At 58.3% G+C, this 18,026-nt stretch carries 19 protein-coding genes; 18 read left to right on the forward strand and 1 reads right to left on the reverse strand.

What is annotated here, in order from left to right; translation table 11 throughout:
- Positions 1 to 13 precede the first annotated feature (13 nt).
- From flgK to folD, 15 genes are all read left to right on the forward strand, one after another.
- On the forward strand, positions 14 to 1,507 hold the full coding sequence (gene flgK, locus CFBP6623_RS01225; RefSeq protein ID WP_046800599.1) for a flagellar hook-associated protein FlgK: 1,494 nt from the start codon (positions 14 to 16) through the stop codon (positions 1,505 to 1,507).
- Positions 1,508 to 1,510: 3 nt separating this feature from the next.
- Positions 1,511 to 2,614, forward strand: coding sequence for a flagellar hook-associated family protein (locus CFBP6623_RS01230; RefSeq protein ID WP_046800600.1), 1,104 nt, complete (start codon positions 1,511 to 1,513; stop codon positions 2,612 to 2,614).
- A 34-nt stretch (positions 2,615 to 2,648) separates the two neighbouring features.
- Positions 2,649 to 2,993 carry a flagellar biosynthesis regulator FlaF gene (gene flaF, locus CFBP6623_RS01235; protein WP_045021979.1) on the forward strand — a complete coding sequence of 115 codons (345 nt, stop codon included), beginning with the start codon at positions 2,649 to 2,651 and terminating at the stop codon, positions 2,991 to 2,993.
- Positions 2,990 to 3,439, forward strand: a complete 450-nt coding sequence (flbT, locus tag CFBP6623_RS01240) for a flagellar biosynthesis repressor FlbT (RefSeq protein ID WP_046800601.1) — start codon at positions 2,990 to 2,992, stop codon at positions 3,437 to 3,439. Before flaF ends, flbT begins: the two co-directional genes overlap by 4 nt.
- Entirely contained in the window at positions 3,430 to 3,900 is a 471-nt protein-coding gene (gene flgD, locus CFBP6623_RS01245) for a flagellar hook assembly protein FlgD (RefSeq protein WP_046800602.1), read from the forward strand. The genes flbT and flgD overlap by 10 nt, the downstream gene beginning before the upstream one ends.
- Before the next feature lie 49 nt (positions 3,901 to 3,949).
- On the forward strand, positions 3,950 to 4,216 hold the full coding sequence (fliQ, locus tag CFBP6623_RS01250; protein WP_046800603.1) for a flagellar biosynthesis protein FliQ: 267 nt from the start codon (positions 3,950 to 3,952) through the stop codon (positions 4,214 to 4,216).
- Positions 4,217 to 4,374: 158 nt separating this feature from the next.
- Positions 4,375 to 6,462 carry a flagellar biosynthesis protein FlhA gene (gene flhA / locus CFBP6623_RS01255; protein ID WP_046800604.1) on the forward strand — a complete coding sequence of 696 codons (2,088 nt, stop codon included), beginning with the start codon at positions 4,375 to 4,377 and terminating at the stop codon, positions 6,460 to 6,462.
- On the forward strand, positions 6,459 to 7,214 hold the full coding sequence (gene fliR / locus CFBP6623_RS01260; RefSeq protein WP_046800605.1) for a flagellar biosynthetic protein FliR: 756 nt from the start codon (positions 6,459 to 6,461) through the stop codon (positions 7,212 to 7,214). The genes flhA and fliR overlap by 4 nt, the downstream gene beginning before the upstream one ends.
- Positions 7,215 to 7,227: 13 nt before the next feature.
- A complete protein-coding gene (locus tag CFBP6623_RS01265; protein ID WP_046800606.1) occupies positions 7,228 to 7,647 on the forward strand; it encodes a hypothetical protein in 420 nt (139 codons plus the stop codon).
- A gap of 114 nt (positions 7,648 to 7,761) precedes the next feature.
- The gene (locus tag CFBP6623_RS01270) at positions 7,762 to 8,319 is read left to right on the forward strand and encodes a rod-binding protein (protein ID WP_046800607.1); all 558 of its coding nucleotides are present in this window, start codon (positions 7,762 to 7,764) and stop codon (positions 8,317 to 8,319) included.
- A 29-nt stretch (positions 8,320 to 8,348) separates the two neighbouring features.
- Positions 8,349 to 8,717 carry a hypothetical protein gene (locus CFBP6623_RS01275; RefSeq protein ID WP_046800735.1) on the forward strand — a complete coding sequence of 123 codons (369 nt, stop codon included), beginning with the start codon at positions 8,349 to 8,351 and terminating at the stop codon, positions 8,715 to 8,717.
- Complete coding sequence (locus CFBP6623_RS01280; RefSeq protein WP_046800608.1) at positions 8,717 to 9,253, forward strand: flagellar basal body-associated FliL family protein; 537 nt, start codon at positions 8,717 to 8,719, stop codon at positions 9,251 to 9,253. Before CFBP6623_RS01275 ends, CFBP6623_RS01280 begins: the two co-directional genes overlap by 1 nt.
- A gap of 199 nt (positions 9,254 to 9,452) precedes the next feature.
- Entirely contained in the window at positions 9,453 to 10,151 is a 699-nt protein-coding gene (locus tag CFBP6623_RS01285) for a WecB/TagA/CpsF family glycosyltransferase (RefSeq protein WP_052817833.1), read from the forward strand.
- Positions 10,152 to 10,239: 88 nt separating this feature from the next.
- Positions 10,240 to 12,012, forward strand: coding sequence for a GumC family protein (locus CFBP6623_RS01290; protein WP_046800609.1), 1,773 nt, complete (start codon positions 10,240 to 10,242; stop codon positions 12,010 to 12,012).
- Between the two features lie 77 nt (positions 12,013 to 12,089).
- The gene (gene folD / locus CFBP6623_RS01295; protein ID WP_046800610.1) at positions 12,090 to 12,989 is read left to right on the forward strand and encodes a bifunctional methylenetetrahydrofolate dehydrogenase/methenyltetrahydrofolate cyclohydrolase FolD; all 900 of its coding nucleotides are present in this window, start codon (positions 12,090 to 12,092) and stop codon (positions 12,987 to 12,989) included.
- A 17-nt stretch (positions 12,990 to 13,006) separates the two neighbouring features.
- Here the strand turns inward: folD and CFBP6623_RS01300 are convergent, their stop codons facing one another.
- Complete coding sequence (locus CFBP6623_RS01300) at positions 13,007 to 14,032, reverse strand: LacI family DNA-binding transcriptional regulator (protein ID WP_046800611.1); 1,026 nt, start codon at positions 14,030 to 14,032, stop codon at positions 13,007 to 13,009.
- 273 nt (positions 14,033 to 14,305) lie between these two features.
- Between CFBP6623_RS01300 and CFBP6623_RS01305 the strand changes: the two genes are divergently transcribed.
- The 3 genes from CFBP6623_RS01305 (at position 14,306) to CFBP6623_RS01315 (ending at position 18,004) form a co-directional block, all read left to right on the forward strand.
- Positions 14,306 to 15,667 carry an ABC transporter substrate-binding protein gene (locus tag CFBP6623_RS01305; protein ID WP_046800612.1) on the forward strand — a complete coding sequence of 454 codons (1,362 nt, stop codon included), beginning with the start codon at positions 14,306 to 14,308 and terminating at the stop codon, positions 15,665 to 15,667.
- A 161-nt stretch (positions 15,668 to 15,828) separates the two neighbouring features.
- Positions 15,829 to 16,842: a carbohydrate ABC transporter permease gene (locus CFBP6623_RS01310; RefSeq protein ID WP_046800613.1), complete on the forward strand. Its 1,014-nt coding sequence runs from the start codon at positions 15,829 to 15,831 to the stop codon at positions 16,840 to 16,842.
- 1 nt (position 16,843) lies between these two features.
- Complete coding sequence (locus CFBP6623_RS01315; RefSeq protein WP_046800614.1) at positions 16,844 to 18,004, forward strand: carbohydrate ABC transporter permease; 1,161 nt, start codon at positions 16,844 to 16,846, stop codon at positions 18,002 to 18,004.
- Positions 18,005 to 18,026: the final 22 nt, after the last annotated feature.

Below are 18,026 nucleotides of genomic sequence, written 5' to 3' on the forward strand. Positions count from 1 at the left end.
CGAGGACAGATGAATGTCGCTCACGTCAGCAATGAATACTGCGCAGTCGATTTTCAATAATACAGGTAAGCAGACAGACGTTACTTCGAAGAATATTGCCAATGTCGGCAATGCGAATTACGTCAAGCGAACCGCCATTCTCGGCACGACCATGGCCGGAGCGAGTATCGTCTCCAATGGCCGTGCCCAGAATGAAAGTCTTCTCAGGCAGACGATCTCCAGCGCCTCGCTGGCCACCGGTCAGAACACCGTTCTGACCGGCCTTGAGGAGATGAAGAGCATTTTCGGCGGCAACAATTATGAAAGTTCGCCGTCTACCTACATGAAGGAATTGCTGAAGAGCCTGAGCGGTTACGCCGCCAAGCCGAGCAATGCTGCCCTTGCGGCGACGGCTGTGACCTCGGCTGCGGATGTCGCCAGTTCCCTGAACAAGGCGTCTTCCGAATTGCAGGCGATGCGTCTGCGTGCCGACAAGGAAATCTCCCTTCAGGTCGACAAGCTGAACGGCCTGCTTGCAAAATTCGAGGAAGCCAATAACGAGGTCAAGGCGCAGACGGCGATCGGCGGTGATCCGAGCGACGCCCTTGACCAGCGCGAGACCTTGTTGAAGGACATTTCGTCCATCATGGGCATCAATGTCGTCAATCGTCCAAACAACGATGTGGCGCTTTACACCACGGAAGGTGCGACCCTCTTCGAAGTCGTGCCGCGCAAGGTCACCTTCAAGGCGCAGCCGGGCTACGATGCGACGACCACGGGCAATGCGATCTATGTCGATGGCGTGGCGCTCAAGGCCGGCAACGGCAGCAACACGACAGCGGAAGGGTCGCTGCAGGGTCTGATGCAGGTTCGTGACGATCTGGCACCGACCATGCAGAGCCAGCTCGACGAAATCGCTCGCGGCCTGATCACCATGTTTGCGGAAAAGCCGATCACGCAGCCGGCACCGCCCGCGACGCCCCTGACGGCGAAACCTGGCCTGTTCACATGGGCGGGAGCAACGGCCACAAGCGAGATTCCTGCCGCTGGCGTTATCGTTCCGGGACTCGCTGCCAGCATTAACGTCAACTCCGCGTTAATTATTTCGAAAGGTGGAAACCCGGAATTGTTGCGCGACGGCGGCATCAACGGTACCGCTTATATTGTCAATACCACAGCTACGGGCGGCACTGGCTTTTCCGCCCTGATCGACAGCTATGTGACCGCATTCGACGCGCCCATGAATTTTGCCGCGTCGACACGTATCGATACGAATACCAGCATCTTGAAATACGGCACCAACTCGATGGGTTGGCTCGAACAGGAACGATCCGGTGCGACTTCGGCGAACGAAGCGAAAAGCGCGCTCTATGAGCGCTCCGCCGCCTCCTATTCGAACAATACGGCGGTTAGCCTGGATGAGGAGCTGTCGCTGCTCATGGATATCGAGCAGTCTTACAAGGCAGCCACCAAGCTGGTGACCACCGTCGATGAAATGCTCAAGTCCTTGATGGACATGGTGAGGTAAAAGATGAAAACGTCATTCATTTCATCGCTGGCGATGCAGAACAGCATGCGCAGCACCATCCTCAAGGCCCAGCTTGAGATGACCAAGCTCAATACCGAACTGACAACGGGCAAGCACGCGGATCTCGGCGTCACTCTCGGTGCCAATACGGCCCGCAGCCTCGATCTCAATCGGGATGTGGAGCGGATTTCTTCGCTTGTCACGGTCAATTCCTTTGCCACGCAACGTCTTGAATCGTCGCAGACGGCATTGGACGGCATGGCAAAGGCCGCCCAGGAAATCCTTGGCGTTCTGGTGCCGAATACGAGCAGCGCGCAGCCCACGCTTGCCACCGTCAACCAGAAAATTACCAATGCGCTCAACAATTTCACCAGCTTCGCGAACACTGCTGTCGATGGCGAATATCTGTTTTCCGGTACGAATACGGATGTGAAGCCGGTCGATGACTATTTCGCCGATGGTTCGACGCTGAAGACCGCTTATAATGATGAGCTGAACCATTTCATGGCGACGCAGACGCCGCCGGTGGGAAGCATCGCCAACCTGTCCAAGGATCAGGTCAACGCCTTCATGACCCATATGGAAGGTGTATTCAACGGCACGACGACGGTCACCAACCCGCCGCACAGCAGTCTCACCACCGGTCAGAACGTTGATTTCTGGACGACGTTCGGCTCCAAGGCCAGCGACACCAACATGACGAGCCGGATCAGCCAGAACGAAGTGATCGAGACATCGACCAACAGTAATTCGCAGGGCATGCGTTATTTCGCGATGACGGCAATGACGGCGATGACCTTCCTCGACGACAAGGTTCCGAGCGATGTCCGTGAAGCTGTCGCCACCCGCGCGGTTACGACTATCGGTACCGCGATCGACGGTTTGAACCAGCAGGCCAGCGGCCTCGGCCTCTCGCAGGAACGCGTCAAAAAGTCGAACGACTCTTTGGCCGCGCAGAAGAAGATCATCGAGACGCATCTGCTGGATATCGAAGGTATCGATACCTACGAAGCGAAGACCCGTCTCGACCTGCTGCAGCAGCAGATCGAAATCGCCTACAGCCTGACGTCGCGTCTGCAAAAAATGAGTCTGGTGAACTACCTCTGATGAACAGGGGTGGCGGCAGATAAAGGATACATGAATGTACCAGTTTTCCTACGCCGAAATCATGGAGGATGGTGTCGCAGACGCGAAGGATCGCGAGCGGCAGGCGTTGACCAAATCGATCGAACTGCTTGTGGAGGCAAAGGATTCGTCTTCCCAACGCCATACGATCGAAGCACTTTTTTACACTCGGCGGGTCTGGATCCGCTTCATTGAGGACCTCAAGCAGCCGGATAACCAGCTGGCTATGGAACTGAGGGCCAATCTGATCTCGATCGCGATCTGGATTTTGAAAGAGTGCGAACTGATCCGGAAACGTCAGTCGACGAATTTCCAGGGCATAATTGACGTGACAACCATCATCAGGGATGGACTGAAATGAAAAGTACACTTCGAATCTCGCTGAAATCGGGCGAAAAGATTTTCATCAACGGTGCAGTTTTGCGGGTGGATCGCAAGGTGGCGCTCGAATTCCTGAACGATGTCACGTTCCTGCTTGAAAACCACGTTTTGCAGCCGGAGCAGGCGACGACGCCGCTGAGGCAGCTTTATTTCATCGCGCAGATGATCCTCATCAACCCGGAAGGGCGCGAACAGTCTACGAACATGTTCCGCAAGTCCGTCAGCATGCTGCTGAACTGCTTCCAGCATGATGAGATATTGGCGGAACTCAAGCGGATCGACGGGCTGGTTGCCTCGGGCAAGGCCTTCGAAGCGCTGAAGGCCATTCGCGGTCTTTATCCGACCGAGGAAAAAATCCTCAACAATCAGGAAATGACCCCCGCAACGATCGAACAGATTCGCAAGGAGATCGCACCATGGCGGTAGATGCAGTCAACTCGGCAGCCTCTAACCCCTGGGCCAATGCCGGGGCGAGCAGCAATGACAAGAACGCAGCTTCGCTGAACTACGACAGCTTTCTGAAGCTCCTCATCGCCCAGATGAAGAATCAGGATCCGACCAGCCCGATGGATGCCGGTCAGCAGATGTCGCAGCTGGCAAGCTTCTCGCAGGTTGAGCAGACGATCAAGACCAACACCCATCTGAAGAGCATGCTGCAGGCCGAAGCCCTGACACGCGCTTCCGATCTGGTCGGCAAGACGGTCAAGAGCGCCGACGACAAGGTCACCGGTGTGGTGAAGGAAGTCGAAGTCTATTCGGACGGCGTTGTCGCCATTACCGAAGCTGGTGACAAAGTGCTGCTGCAGGCCGGTGTGAGCTTCTCGAACGGTCCGATCGCGACTACACCTGATAGCGATACCGATTCGGATAAGCCTGCCGATTCGTGATAGTGTAGGGGCGGTATGATGCCGCCCTTCTGAAATAAAGGATGCGACGATGAACGAGGCCGATGCGCTTGATATCATGCAGGCAGCAGTCTGGACTGTTCTCGTCGCCGCCGGTCCGGCCGTTCTGGCCGCCATGATCGTCGGTGTCGCCATTGCCTTCATACAGGCCCTGACCCAGGTTCAGGAAATGACGCTGACGTTTGTTCCTAAAATCGTGACGATCATGCTCGTCCTTGGCATTGCCGCCCCCTTTGTGGGTGCGCAGATCGGCCTTTTTTCCAATCTCGTATTTTCGCGCATCCAGTCCGGCTTCTGACATCTGAGCGCTGCGGATGCCACCCTCGCGCAAGCTTCAGCGACTAGGGATAGGCTGAAGCATCGGACCGAATTGCGCGCGCAATTTCGAAAAGCCGGTGTCGCGAACCGTGCGGCGGCTTTTCCGTCGCCCTTCTCATGAAGAGACAGGACGATTTTATGGCGCAACCACCAGTCATCTCCTTGCCCAAGGTAAGTCCGAGCATGCGGGACGTCGGTTTCGCGCTGGGCATCGTGGCAATCCTTTGCGTTCTGTTTCTGCCCATTCCAGTCGTTATGGTGGATATCGGGCTTGCGTTTTCGATAGCGCTTTCAGTTCTCATCCTCATGGTGGCGCTCTGGATCCAGCGTCCGCTGGATTTCTCGTCGTTTCCGACCGTGCTGCTGATCGCGACCATGATCCGCCTGTCGCTGAACATTGCGACAACGCGTGTCATCCTTTCGCACGGTAATGAGGGGCCGACGGCGGCGGGCGGCGTGATTGCGGGTTTCTCCAGCCTCGTCATGTCCGGCGACTTCGTCATCGGTCTGATCGTCTTTCTGATCTTGATCACGGTCAACTTCATCGTCATCACCAAGGGCGCCACTCGTATCGCTGAAGTCGGTGCCCGCTTCACGCTGGATGCCATTCCCGGCAAACAGATGTCGATCGACGCGGATTTGTCCGCCGGCATTATCGATGAAAAGGAAGCACAGCGCCGTCGCCGCGAACTGGAAGAGGAAAGCTCCTTCTTCGGTTCGATGGACGGTGCCTCGAAATTCGTCCGCGGCGATGCGATCGCCGGTCTGATCATCACCGCAATCAATGTCTTTGGCGGCATCATCATCGGTTACTTCCGCCACGGCATGCCGATCGGCGAGGCGGCGGATGTTTTCGTCAAGCTTTCGGTCGGCGACGGTATCGTTTCGCAGATCCCGGCGCTTATCGTGTCGCTGGCGGCCGGCCTTCTGGTGTCGCGCGGCGGCACCGCCGGCTCGACGGATCAGGCGGTCGTCAATCAGCTGAGCGGCTATCCCCGCGCTTTGATGGTTTCAGCCATGCTGATGGGCTTGCTGGCGGTTATGCCGGGTCTTCCCTTCCTGCCCTTCATCTTCCTTGGCGGCATCATGGCCTTCGGCAGCTGGTATATTCCGCGCCAGGCCGAAGCTGAAAACGCTCTCCGCCGTCAGGAGGAGGAGAACAAGGTTCTCCAGACTACCGAAGCGGAAAAGGATTCGGTCAAGCAGGTGCTGAAAACCGCCGAGATCGAACTGGCGCTCGGCAAGCAGGTGTCGACCCGCCTTCTCGGCGCGCATCAGGAGCTGGCCTTCCGCGTCGGCAAGATGCGCAAGAAATTTGCGACCCAATACGGCTTCGTCGTGCCGGAGATCAAGGTCTCCGACGACATCATGATCCCGGAAAAGGCCTATCAGATCCGCGTCCATGGCACGACCATCGCGTCGAGCAACCTGCGTGTCGGCGATGTTCTCGTGGTGACCGGGGCAGGGCGCAAGCCGAGCATTCCCGGCGACGAAATCCGCGAACCCGCCTTCGGCATGCCTGCCGTCTCGATCCTCGAAACCTTCACCGAAGATTTGAAACGCGAAGGCTTCCACCCGATCGACAATGTCTCTGTCGTGCTGACGCATCTGAGCGAAGTCATCCGCAACAACCTGCCGCAGCTCCTGTCGTATAAGGACGTCAAAATCCTGATCGACAGGCTTGATCCGGAATACAAGAAGCTGGCCGACGAAATCTGCTCGTCGCACATGTCCTATTCCGGCCTGCAGGCGGTTCTGAAACTGCTGCTTGCCGAACGCGTATCGATCCGCAACCTGCATCTCATTCTGGAAGCGGTCGCCGAACTCGCACCCCATGTGCGCAAGACGGAACAGATCGTCGAACATGTGCGGGTGCGCATGTCGCAGCAGCTCTGCGGCGATCTCGCCGACAACGGCGTGCTGCGCGTCCTGCGCCTCGGCAACAAGTGGGACATGGTCTTCCATCAGGCGCTCAAGCGCGATCAGAAGGGCGAAATCGTCGAATTCGATATTGATCCGCGCCATCTCGAAGAGTTTTCCGAGCAGGCTTCGAAAGTTATCCGTGAATTCATGGATCGCGGACTGCCCTTTGTCCTTGTAACCTCGCCGGAAACGCGGTCCTATGTGCGCATGATTATCGAGCGACTCTTTGCGACCCTGCCGGTTCTTTCACATGTGGAACTGGCCAAGGGTCTGGAGATCAAGATCCTAGGCGCCATTTCATGATAACCGACCCGCAAGGGACAATTATCGCATTGTTCCTTGCCATTTGCCGTATCGGCGCCTGTTTCATGACAATGCCGGGCTTTTCCAGCTCGCGCATTTCACCGCAGATCCGCATGCTGCTGTGTGTTGCGGTGTCCATGGCGCTTCTGCCGGTGCTGTGGGATACGATCTATCCGAAAGTCTCCGGCGCAAGCCAGGGCACGGTCGTCGGCCTCATCTTCACCGAGATCGTCATCGGTTCGATGTATGGCCTGATCGCACGCTTTTATACGCTCGGTTTCCAGTTTACCGGTGCGCTCATCGGCGCTTCCATCGGTCTCAGCGCGCCCGGCGGTGCTGACGTCATCGAAGAGGTGCAGGAAAACCAGATATCCAACTTCATCACCTTCGGTGGTCTGCTGGTGCTGTTCATGCTGGATTTCCACCATATCGTTTTGAAAGCGCTGGTTGATTCCTATACCGCCACGCCGGTCGGGGCGCTTATCAGTGGCCAGAAGATGCTGATCACACTCACCGATACGCTGCGGGCGTCGTTCTCCATCATGCTGCGGCTTGCCAGCCCCTTTGTGATTTACGGCCTGATGTTCAACGTTGCCGTCGGTCTCATCAATAAGCTGGCACCGCAGATTCCGGTTTATTTCATCTCGACGCCTTTCGTTCTGGCGGGCGGTCTTTTCATGCTTTACCTTTCGGTCGCGGCCCTCATCCGTCAGTTCGTGGATGGTTTTGGCCCGGTCTTCATCGGTTTTTGATCTGGAGAAACCCATGGCTTCAGACAAGCGGTCGGCAAAACTCAAGCGTCTGGTAACGGTCCAGCGCCACATGGAAAAAATGGCCGAGGTGGAGCTGGCCGATACCACCCGCGTGCGTACCGAAGTGGCGCAATCCATGGACAACGTTCTGGAAGCCATGAGTTCCATGGAGCCGGTGCATCAGACGTTTTCCAGACATTATTCGGATCGTTACGGCCGCCTTGTGGTCAAGGATCGCCAGCTTGCCGGCGTGCAGCAATTGCAGGAAAACAAGGTGCTGAAGGAAAAGACCAAGGCCGACCGGCTTGAGGACAGAATGCACCTTGCCCGCGATCTCGAGGATCGCGAGGCCGACGACAATGCAATCTATGATCTGCTTGAAATGACAAACGCATCCCGGACACCAGCCTCCAGCAAGGTTGGCGATCCATAGTCCGTTCCATTGTTGCATCGCGGGCGTTCGAAAGACGTCTCCGGCGATGTTTCTTGATTGAACGGACGCGTCGGCTTTCCATGCCACACGTTCGTCAGCTCGGGAGATCGGGACGTGGCGATATCGGTTATAAGTGATCTGGTGATGGATGTGGTGCGCGCTGCGGACCCCCAGGAAGTACAGATCGCCCAGGAAAAGCTGAAGGCGAACAAGGCGGCTTTTGCCGCAACCAGCCTTGCAGATGCGGGCAAGGGCTTTGGCGCCGCCGTCGATATGCTGGATGGCGCCTCCTCGAAGGCGGGCCTTGGCGACACCAATATTCGCTCGGCGCGCACGGAGATTCCCGAAACCTACCGCAAATATGAAGCCTCGGTTCTCCAGACCTTCGTTGCCAACATGCTGCCGAAAGACAGCGAGGAAGTTTATGGCAAGGGTAATGCCGGCGAGATCTGGAAAAGCATGATGGCGGAACAGTTCGCCGACACGATCTCCAGAAATGGCGGCGTCGGCATTGCGGAACAGGCCTACAAGGATGCGTTGAGGAAAGCCGAAAGCAAAGGCATTACCGACGTATCGATGAATGAAAAAGACCATAATGCTGCAATTCGGATGGTGGCGGAGTTCGAGCGGCAGGTCCTCGGCGTTTCAAATGATAAAACGGACGAGGCTTGAGAATGAAAAACCTTAACGAGGAGACAAGCATGGACCTTATGTCGAACGACCACCGTATCCAATCCGTTCTCGGCCGCCTTGAGATGATCATTGACAATGAGAACGACAATATCGGTAAGGATCCGCAATTCGACTTCAAGGTTTCCAACGCCCATAAAAGCCGTTGCCTCTATGAACTCACCATGCTGTTTCGCGACACACCGCGCGAAGACATCGCCGGTGGTTATCTGGAGCAGGTGAAGGGCATCAAGTCCAAGCTCGCGACCAATGCCAGCCGCGTTGAGGCGCATCTGAACGCGGTTCGCGCTGTTGCGGACCTGCTGAAAAACGCGATCCAGGAAGCCGATACGGACGGCACCTATTCGCAGGAACAGTTCATGTACGGTGCCGCCTCCTGATGTTGAAGCTTCTTCTCACCGGCGTCTGGGTTTGCGCCGTCACGCTCGGCGCGGTGTATTTCTCCGTCCAGATGGCGACGGCGCCGGGAGATGAGGCGGGCGAGAAAAAGACCAATCTGCAATTGGTCAAGGGTGAAAGCATCACCATTCCCGTCATCAATGATGGCGGGGTGAACGGCTATTTCCTCAGCCGTATTTCGCTGCGTGTCGACAAGGACAAGATGGCGAAGATCGAGTTGCCGGCAACGCAGCTGATGACCGACGAGTTGTTCACGCTTCTGGCTGGCTCTTCCATGGTCAACATCGCCAATATTTCCACCTTCGATCCCGAGGCTTTCAAGCAGCGCATCCGCGAGGGGCTGAACAAGAGGCTCGATGACGAGGTGGTCGAGGATGTGCTGATCGAGCAGCTGGATTATCTGTCGAAGGCAGATATTCGCGAGCAGAATGGCAATGGCACACCCCGGTCGGTCAAGATCGTCGAGGGCGAGAAGGCCGAGGCTGGCAAAGAAGCGGCCGCTGCGCCCAGCCACTGATGTCGCAGGGCGCGGCTCAAGGGGCCGCCCACACGTGGTTCGCCGGTCTGGTTAACCGTTCCTTTGCGCGAGCCCGAATATTCGATCGATTGCTTTCAGCATAACTTCAACCTGCACCTGTATAAACAAATCCATGAGCCGCCGTGCCGCAACCATGCGCCGGATCGGTGACGGTGGATTTGGCATTCGGGGGTTGGCAATGAATTTCGCGGCAGGTTTTGCGCGGCCGGGATCGCAACGGAATATCCACGGACTGCGTGTCTGTGATCTGGACTGGAGTGGGGCACTGGAGCTGGTCAGCGGCCGGGCTTCGGCTTGCGAAGGGCACACGATGCTCTCCTTTCTGACCATCGATAAAGCCCGCCTGTCGCTCAAGGATATCGCTTACCGCGAGATTCTGGAAAGCTGCCTGCTTTTGCCGCAGGGCAAGGCGATGAATGCAGCCGCCCGTGTGGAAAATGGCAAGCCTCTGTCCGCTGCCATCGATGGCGTTGCTTTCGTCATGGCGCTTCTGACCTATATGGCTGTGCCGAAACGGATTGGTGTTGCCGGCGACGATGCGGCGCAGGTCGGTGAAGTGCTGGCAAAGCTGCGTGCCCACGCGCCATGGCATGATTTCGTGATGCTGGGTCGGGATGCGTCCGGGGTGAAGGTTGATGTTCTGCTCGCCGGCATGAGCGGTGAAAACCAGGAGAGATGGTTGCACAGAACTGTCAGCCGTCAGGATGTGCGTGTCGCAATCGCGGTCGGCCCGCTGTTCAAGGTGTTGTCGTCCGAAGTGGCGGGCATGCCGGAAATCTTCCGCAAGCTGCATATGAGCTGGCTTTACAGCCTCTGCGCCGAACCCTGGCACATTGCACTCGGCAAAGCTGAGACGGGTTCGCGCAGCCCGCGTTAACCATTTGTTTGCCACGATCCTTTAACCTCTCGTAAGGTTTTGACAGTCGCCCGTCGCGGGCGGCACCGAGGGTGGCAGACGGCTTCAGATGGTTGATAACAGTCCGGACATGATGGCGACCCGTCCCGACGAGGACGATTTTGCCGTGCCGCCGTCGCAATGGCGCAGGCATTGGCTGCGGCTTCTGACGGCAGGTTGCGTCTTTGCCGCTACCGCTACCGGCGCGGCTCTTCCGTTGCTGCTGATCGATTCCGGTTTTCGCGGATATGTTTCGCAGGCCCGGATCGAGATCACCCAGACGTCCTATGACGCACCCGATGCCGCCCGTTTTCTGGCGATGGCGCGACGTACCCTGTTATCTCCCGCCGGGCTTGACCGGGTCAGCGGCGATCTGAAGCTGAAACCCGCCGATATGGTGGGCGTTCGCAATCAGGGTGAGCTTGGCCTGCTTGTCGATCTTTTGACAGGGGCGGACGCACGTCCGCTTTCCCCGCGAGAAGCACTGAATGGTGCAGTGGGTGAGGCGATCCGGCTGGAACTGACGCCGGATGAAAATATGCTGATCGTGACCGCAAAGGCCGCGACGCCGGAAAGCGCGATGCGTCTGACCGATTATCTGTCAATGCGGGTCATGGCGGATGGCAAGGCCGGCACCATGACGCCCGCCATGCGTGAGACGGAGCGAGCGCGCAAAAGACTGGACGAGGCGGAAGCGGCGTTGAACGGTTTCCAGATGCGCCATGGCGATGCCGTTCTCTCTGATGTGCAGCAGCTCGAACAGCAATTGCGCGACGTAAACGACAGCCTTGCGGGCAGCACGCAACACCAGCAGTCGCTTCAGGCGGATTTGACGGCGGCCTCCGCCCTCAAGCCGAATGATATTTTGTCGAAGCCTTTGCCGACCGGCGCGGCATTCGCAGCGCTCGAGGATATCAGGCAGAAACAGGCGACCGCCAATATGGCGCTTGCCAGTGTCTCGGTTGATTATGGTCCCAAGCATCCGCGCCGCATCGCCGCCCAGAATGCGGTGGATGCCGTGCAGGCGCTGGCAGCTCCCGCATTGCGCCAACTGGTTGAAGGTTTGCGGGTGGATGAAAAGCGCATCGCCCAGGAGATTGCGACCGCGAATGGCGAGCGCAAGAAACATCTTGATCGCCTGGATAGCCTCGGCGTCGCCCCCGGTGAGCTTTCGCGATTGCAGGCTGAACTTGAGACGGCGAGAAATGCCTATCTGGAAGCAAGCGAGCGCCGCGATCTGTCCTCTTCCACCACGCCAGCCATCGAGACCCGCCTTGCAAGGAAGGCCGGACCGGGTGAACTGTCGCGTGATCTGACACAGGCGGCGATGATGGCAGGCGGCGGCGGCCTTATCGGCCTGCTGGGCAGTCTTTATCTCCTGAGCTATCGTCGTCATGACGAGGAACAAGAGGGCGAGCTGGTCGTCGAAAATGGAGTGCAACTTCCCGCCTCCCTCGATGGGCCGGAGCAATCGCTGCAATTTTCCGAATTCGAGCAGATTGAGCCGGGGGTTTTCGATGATCTGGAAGACCTTGCCGCAGCAGATTATGTCCAGCCTGAAGACGCCTTCGCTGACTATTATGCCGAGGCTGCAAATGATGCCGATGATATGCCGCTGGACGAGCGCGTGCGGCAGGTGCTGATGGGTAACCGAACGGTCAGAAACGCCACTCAAATGTCACCGGAGCTTCCGCCATTGCTTGGTGAAGCCCTTGCCGGGCACTTCGATCATGAGCAGGCCGAAGCCGAGGAGTTGGCGGAATTGAGACGCGAGCTGGCGCTTCTGAGGGAGCGTCTCGCCGATTACGCCGATCACCAGGACGACTACCGCAAAACTGCCTGACGAGGCCGTATTTTTGCTTGCATTCCTGCAAAGGGGGCACCATACGGGGCCAACGTAATCCAGCAGGAGCAAGACGCATGGCAGTTGTGATTGACGGGAAGGCGAAGGCGGCTTCGGTAACGGAGGCGGTCCGCAAATCGGCAGAAGCGCTTGAGGCGGAAAAGGGCGTAAAGCCCGGTCTCGCAGTCGTCATCGTCGGCAATGATCCGGCCAGCCACGCTTACGTGAACTCCAAGAGCAAGATGGCCAAGCAATGCGGCTTCAACTCCATCCAGCACACGCTGCCGGAAGAGACGACGCAAGGTGAGCTTTTGAAGTTGGTCGGCGAATTGAACGCCGACGCCTCCATTCACGGCATTCTGGTGCAGCTGCCTTTGCCGAAGCATTTCGATTCCGATGAAATCATCCAGTCGATCCTGCCCGAGAAGGATGTCGATGGCCTGAGCGTGTTGAACGCGGGCAAGCTGGCGACCGGCGATCTCGCCACCGGGCTTATTTCCTGCACACCAGCCGGCGCCATGCTGCTGGTGCGCGGCATTCACGGCGATGATCTTTCCGGCCTGAACGCCGTGGTCATCGGTCGCTCGAACCTGTTCGGCAAGCCCATGGGTCAGCTTCTCCTGAATGCCAACGCCACGGTGACCATGGCGCATTCGCGCACCAGTGACCTCGCGACCGTCTGCAAGACGGCCGATATTCTCGTGGCGGCGGTCGGCCGCGCGGCTATGGTGAAGGGCGACTGGGTGAAATCGGGCGCAACCGTCATCGATGTCGGCATCAACCGTATTCCTGCTCCCGAAAAGGGCGAAGGCAAGTCGAAGCTTGTTGGCGATGTCGCCTTTGACGAGGCAAGTGCCGTTGCTGCCGCCATCACCCCCGTGCCCGGCGGCGTTGGCCCGATGACGATCGCCATGCTGATGGCGAATACCGTCATCGCCGCTCATCGCGCGCTGGGTGAGACCGCGCCGAAATTCTGATTGAATTGACTGGCCGGCTATTCTTTCGGAGCCGGCCCCGTCGAAGCGCGCACCACAAGCTCCGCCTTCCAGAGTTCCTGATGCGGTTCCGTCTGGTTCAGCTTGATGCGGTTGATCAGGCGCTGGCCGACGCGCACGCCCGCCGCCCGCAGCGACGAGCGGGTGGTCGTCAGCGGCACGGAAAAATTATCCGGTTTCAGCAGCGGCAGCACGTCGTCATGGGCGATCAGCGAAATGTCCTTGCCGGGTTTTAACCCTCGCTGGTTCATCGAGCGGATAGCGCCCAGCGCAAGCGCGGTACTGGCGCAGAGAATGGCGGTCGGTTTTTCCGGCTGGGACAACAGCGCCTCCATGCCGAGATAACCTTCCTCGTCCGTCATGCTGCTGTGCCGTTTATTGGCCGGGTGCAGGGCGAGGCCGCTTGCTTCGAGCGCCTTCTCCACCCCGAGACAGCGCCGATAGGTAAAATCGTAGCCCTCCGGGCCGTTCAAAAGCCCGATGCGCTTATGGCCGAGCTGGAGGAGAAGCTGGGCCGCATCGCGAAAAGCGCCTTCATTGTCCACATCGAGATAGGGATAATTCTCCTCCACGCCGACGGACCTGCCATGCACGAGGAAGGGCAGGGAGAGCGACTGCATCATCGCAATGCGCGCATCGTTCTTTTTCATATAGGCGAGATAGATGCCATCGACGCTGCCGCTTGCCGCCAGCCCACGCAGCGCTTCGCGCTCCTTTTCCGGCTCCGTCGGCATGATGACGAGGTGAAAACCGCTGCGCGACGCTTCTTCGCCGAGACCGCTTAAGAATTCGCCGAAATGCACATCGGAACGGTGGTGTTCGCCAATCGGCATGACGAGCCCGATGGAGCCGACCTTGCCGGTCGCCAGCCGCTGCGCCGCGGCATTCGGGCGATAGCCCGTCTTCTCGGCGGCTTCCATGACGCGGCGGCGGGTTTCGGCGCTAACCTCGGGGTAGCCGTTGAGCGCCCTGCTGATGGTCGTCTGCGAAATGCCCAGCAGTTGCGACAACTGTTTCAGGTTCATGTCTCTAATGTCCTCCATGCGTGCGCTCGAGAACACGGCAAAGCCTCTCCTCAATTCCAAAGCGCTTTAGATTTTTACCAGCCTCCACCCCATTTCTCAATCGAAAAGCATAGCCGCCTTCCTAATTAAATATGACTATTCATAAGGCACTGCAACGTTTCCGAACAAAGAGCCTCTTGACTCCGTCTTGATGACAATGAGATGAATAGACAGCCAAAGCGCTTTGATTGGAGAGGACGCTTTGAGCCTTTTATGTGATGGGAGGTAAATCACATGCAGAAGACTCTTTTGGCGACGGCGGCTTCGATCATGCTGCTGTCCGGTGCGGCCTTTGCCGCCGACCTGAAATTTGCACCCGGCGGAGACGCCAAGTTCAACTGGAAAAGCTACGAGGACTTCAAGGCGGCCCATGCCGACCTGAAGGGCCAGACGCTGACGATTTTCGGGCCCTGGCGCGGTGAGGATGAGGCCCTGTTCCAGTCGGTGCTCGCTTATTTCGCCGATGCGACCGGCGTGAATGTCCGTTATTCCTCGTCGGAAAATTACGAACAGCAGATCGTCATCGATACGCAGGCTGGCTCGCCGCCCAATATCGCCATCCTGCCGCAGCCTGGTCTTCTGGCCGATCTCGCCGCCAAGGGCTTCCTCGTGCCGCTCGGCGACAAGACCGCTGACTGGGTCAAGGAAAATTACGGCGCGGGCCAGTCCTGGGTCGATCTCGGCAGCTACAAGGGCAAGGACGGCAACAAGGCCTATTTCGCTTTCCCCTTCAAGGCGGATGTGAAGTCGCTTGTCTGGTACGTGCCTGAGAACTTCGAGGAAGCGGGCTATAAAGTGCCCGAGAGCATGGAAGACCTGTTCAAGCTGACGGATCAGATCGTTGCCGATGGCGGCACGCCCTGGTGCATCGGTCTCGGTTCCGGCGGCGCCACCGGCTGGCCGGCAACCGACTGGGTGGAAGACCTGATGCTGCGCACGCAGCCGCTCGACGTTTACCAGAAATGGACGACCAACGAGGTCAAGTTCACCGATCCGGCCGTGGTCGAGGCGATCAACGAGTTCGGCAAATTCGCCAAGAATGAAAAATATGTCAGCGGCGGCGTCGCGGCCGTGGCCTCCACCGACTTCCGCGATAGCCCGAAGGGCCTCTTCGACATTCCGCCGAAGTGCTACCTGCACCATCAGGCATCGTTCATTCCGTCCTTCTTCCCTGAAGGCACCAAGGTGGGGACGGATGCGGATTTCTTCTACATGCCGACTTACGCGTCCAAGCCTGACCTCGGCAAGCCGGTTCTCGGTGCCGGCACGCTCGTCACCATCACCAAGGAAGCACCTGCCGCCAAGGCTTTCGTTGAATTCCTGCAGACCCCGATCGCCCATGAGGTCTGGATGGCGCAGTCCAGCTTCCTGACGCCCTATAAGGGTGTGAATGTCGACACCTATGCCAATGAGCAGATGAAGCGGCAGGGCGAAATCCTGACGACCGCGACAAGCTTCGGCTTCGATGGTTCCGACCTGATGCCCGGCAAGATTGGTGCCGGCGCATTCTGGACCGGCATGATCGATTTCGTCGGCGGCAAGTCCGCCGATCAGGTCGCCGCCGATATCCAGAAGGCCTGGGACGGCCTGAAGTAACAATCGGCCGAGCAGATTCCGGAAAAATGTTCTGCGGTTTTCCGGTCAGAATCTGCGGTAAAACAAAAAGTCCCGGTGGTTTGCTGCCGGGCCTTTACCAATGGAACGGCCCGACGACCGCATAAAATCAGCGCGGCGCGGAGAGGATCAAGGGAGGGAACATGGCTCAACAACTCGTGTCTGCCATCGGCGTCATGGTGGCGGGCGTTTTTGCCTGCGCTGCCTATTACTGGCTATCCGACAAGGCGCTGCAGGTGATCTTCCCCGTCCGCTCGGGAGACGTCATTCATGCATCCCGCAACCTCAATCGCCGCGCCGCCGTTCGGCCCTGGCTGTTCATCGGCCCGGCGCTGATCCTTCTGCTGGTCTATCTGGTGTACCCTGTCATCGCCACGCTGATCCTGTCCTTCTATGACCGGACCGGCAGCGAATTCGTCGGTCTCGCCAATTATCGCTGGGCGTTTTTCGACGCCGGTTTCCGGCAGTCGATCTTCAACAATATTCTCTGGCTCGCCGTCGTGCCGGCCGCCTGCACCTTCTTTGGCCTCGTCATCGCTGTCATGACCGACCGTATCTGGTGGGGCAACATCGCCAAATCCATCGTCTTCATGCCGATGGCGATTTCTTTCGTCGGTGCCTCCGTCATCTGGAAATTCATCTACGAATACCGCGCCGAAGGCCAGGTGCAGATCGGCCTCTTGAACGCCATCGTCGAGTTTTTCGGCGGTAGCCCGGAGGTGTGGATTTCCATGCCCTTCTGGAACAATTTCTTCCTGATGGTCATCCTCATCTGGATCCAGACCGGTTTTGCCATGGTCATCCTGTCGGCGGCGCTGCGCGGCATTCCGGAAGAAACCATCGAGGCGGCTGTCATAGATGGCGCCAATGGCTGGCAGATTTTCTGGAAGATCATGGTTCCGCAAATCTGGGGCACCATCGCCGTGGTCTGGACGACGATCACCATTCTCGTGCTCAAGGTCTTCGATATCGTGCTGACCATGACCAACGGCCAATGGAACACCATGGTTCTCGCCAATCTCATGTTCGACTGGATGTTCCGCGGTGGCGGCGACAGCGGCCGAAGTGCGGTCATCGCGCTCATCATCATGGCGGCCGTCACCCCGATCATGGTCTGGAACATCCGCCAGGCGAACCGCGAGATGGAGGGCCGCTGAGATGAATATCGTCAAACGCCTTCGCCGCGTCGGCCTGCCGCGCCTCATCGTCCACGCCAGCGTCCTCGTCGTCGTGCTGCTCTGGCTTTTGCCCACGCTCGGCATTCTCGTCAGCTCGCTGCGTGACAAGGACCAGATCACCGTTTCAGGCTGGTGGACGGCCTTCTCCAGTTCCGAACAGACCTCGGCGGTGCGCCTTGCGGATGCTTCCGTGCAGAAGCAGGATGGCAGCCGCTACGTCATATCAGGCAATGTTTTCGAGAACGGGCAGGGTGGCCAGGTAGCTGCCTTCGGTGTTCGCGTCCAGGAGCCGACGGCCTTCAAAGCCGGGGAGGCTGCCGATATCGGTGACGGCGAAACACTTCTCGTCAATTCGGACGGCACTTATGAATACAGCAAGGCTGCAAGCTTTGAGGGTTCGCGCGGCAAGCGCGTCTATATTTCCGTCGCGACGCCGCCGGTCTTTACGCTCGACAACTATCGGACGGTGTTGACCTCGGAAGGCATCGGCCAGTCCTTCGTCAACTCGCTGACCGTGGCCGTGCCGGCAACCGTCATTCCCATTCTCATCGCCGCCTTCGCCGCCTATGCCCTGTCATGGATGAACTTTTCCGGCCGCAATCTGCTGATTGCCATGGTGGTGGGCCTGATCGTCGTGCCCCTGCAGATGTCGCTCATCCCGCTGCTGCGGCTTTATAATGAGATAGGCACCATTTTCGGCGTGCCGTCCAAGACCTATGCCGGCATCTGGCTGGCGCACACCGCCTTCGGCCTGCCGCTCGCCATCTATCTGCTGCGCAACTATATTTCCGGCCTGCCGAAGGAGATCATCGAAAGCGCCCGTGTGGATGGCGCGAGCGATTTCGAAATCTTCGTCAAGATCATCCTGCCGCTCTCCTTCCCGGCGCTGGCCTCCTTCGCCATCTTCCAGTTCCTGTGGACCTGGAACGACCTGCTCGTCGCCATGGTCTTCCTCGGCACGCAGAAGGACGAGCTGGTGCTGACTGGTGCGTTGAACGCGCTGCTCGGCTCGCGCGGCGGCAATTGGGAAATTCTCACCGCCTCGGCCTTTGTCACCATCATCGTGCCGCTCTGCGTCTTCTTCGCCCTTCAACGTTATCTCGTGCGTGGCCTGCTCGCAGGCTCCGTCAAGGGAGGCTGATCATTCCATGAACGCCCATACC

The sequence above is a fragment of the Agrobacterium tumefaciens genome, from assembly GCF_005221385.1.
GTDB lineage: Bacteria > Pseudomonadota > Alphaproteobacteria > Rhizobiales > Rhizobiaceae > Agrobacterium > Agrobacterium tomkonis.

Bases quoted from the DNA above. Each gene is read 5' to 3' on its own strand.
- fliQ (WP_046800603.1), top strand. From the start codon at position 3,950: ATGAACGAGGCCGATGCGCTTGATATCATGCAGGCAGCAGTCTGGACT.
- flaF (WP_045021979.1), top strand. From the start codon at position 2,649: ATGTACCAGTTTTCCTACGCCGAAATCATGGAGGATGGTGTCGCAGAC.
- CFBP6623_RS01310 (WP_046800613.1), top strand. From the start codon at position 15,829: ATGGCTCAACAACTCGTGTCTGCCATCGGCGTCATGGTGGCGGGCGTT.
- flgD (WP_046800602.1), top strand. From the start codon at position 3,430: ATGGCGGTAGATGCAGTCAACTCGGCAGCCTCTAACCCCTGGGCCAAT.
- CFBP6623_RS01315 (WP_046800614.1), top strand. From the start codon at position 16,844: ATGAATATCGTCAAACGCCTTCGCCGCGTCGGCCTGCCGCGCCTCATC.
- flgK (WP_046800599.1), top strand. From the start codon at position 14: ATGTCGCTCACGTCAGCAATGAATACTGCGCAGTCGATTTTCAATAAT.
- CFBP6623_RS01280 (WP_046800608.1), top strand. From the start codon at position 8,717: ATGTTGAAGCTTCTTCTCACCGGCGTCTGGGTTTGCGCCGTCACGCTC.
- CFBP6623_RS01305 (WP_046800612.1), top strand. From the start codon at position 14,306: ATGCAGAAGACTCTTTTGGCGACGGCGGCTTCGATCATGCTGCTGTCC.
- CFBP6623_RS01275 (WP_046800735.1), top strand. From the start codon at position 8,349: ATGGACCTTATGTCGAACGACCACCGTATCCAATCCGTTCTCGGCCGC.
- flbT (WP_046800601.1), top strand. From the start codon at position 2,990: ATGAAAAGTACACTTCGAATCTCGCTGAAATCGGGCGAAAAGATTTTC.
- CFBP6623_RS01265 (WP_046800606.1), top strand. From the start codon at position 7,228: ATGGCTTCAGACAAGCGGTCGGCAAAACTCAAGCGTCTGGTAACGGTC.
- fliR (WP_046800605.1), top strand. From the start codon at position 6,459: ATGATAACCGACCCGCAAGGGACAATTATCGCATTGTTCCTTGCCATT.
- CFBP6623_RS01290 (WP_046800609.1), top strand. From the start codon at position 10,240: ATGGTTGATAACAGTCCGGACATGATGGCGACCCGTCCCGACGAGGAC.
- folD (WP_046800610.1), top strand. From the start codon at position 12,090: ATGGCAGTTGTGATTGACGGGAAGGCGAAGGCGGCTTCGGTAACGGAG.
- CFBP6623_RS01230 (WP_046800600.1), top strand. From the start codon at position 1,511: ATGAAAACGTCATTCATTTCATCGCTGGCGATGCAGAACAGCATGCGC.
- CFBP6623_RS01300 (WP_046800611.1), bottom strand. From the start codon at position 14,032: ATGAACCTGAAACAGTTGTCGCAACTGCTGGGCATTTCGCAGACGACC.
- flhA (WP_046800604.1), top strand. From the start codon at position 4,375: ATGGCGCAACCACCAGTCATCTCCTTGCCCAAGGTAAGTCCGAGCATG.
- CFBP6623_RS01285 (WP_052817833.1), top strand. From the start codon at position 9,453: ATGAATTTCGCGGCAGGTTTTGCGCGGCCGGGATCGCAACGGAATATC.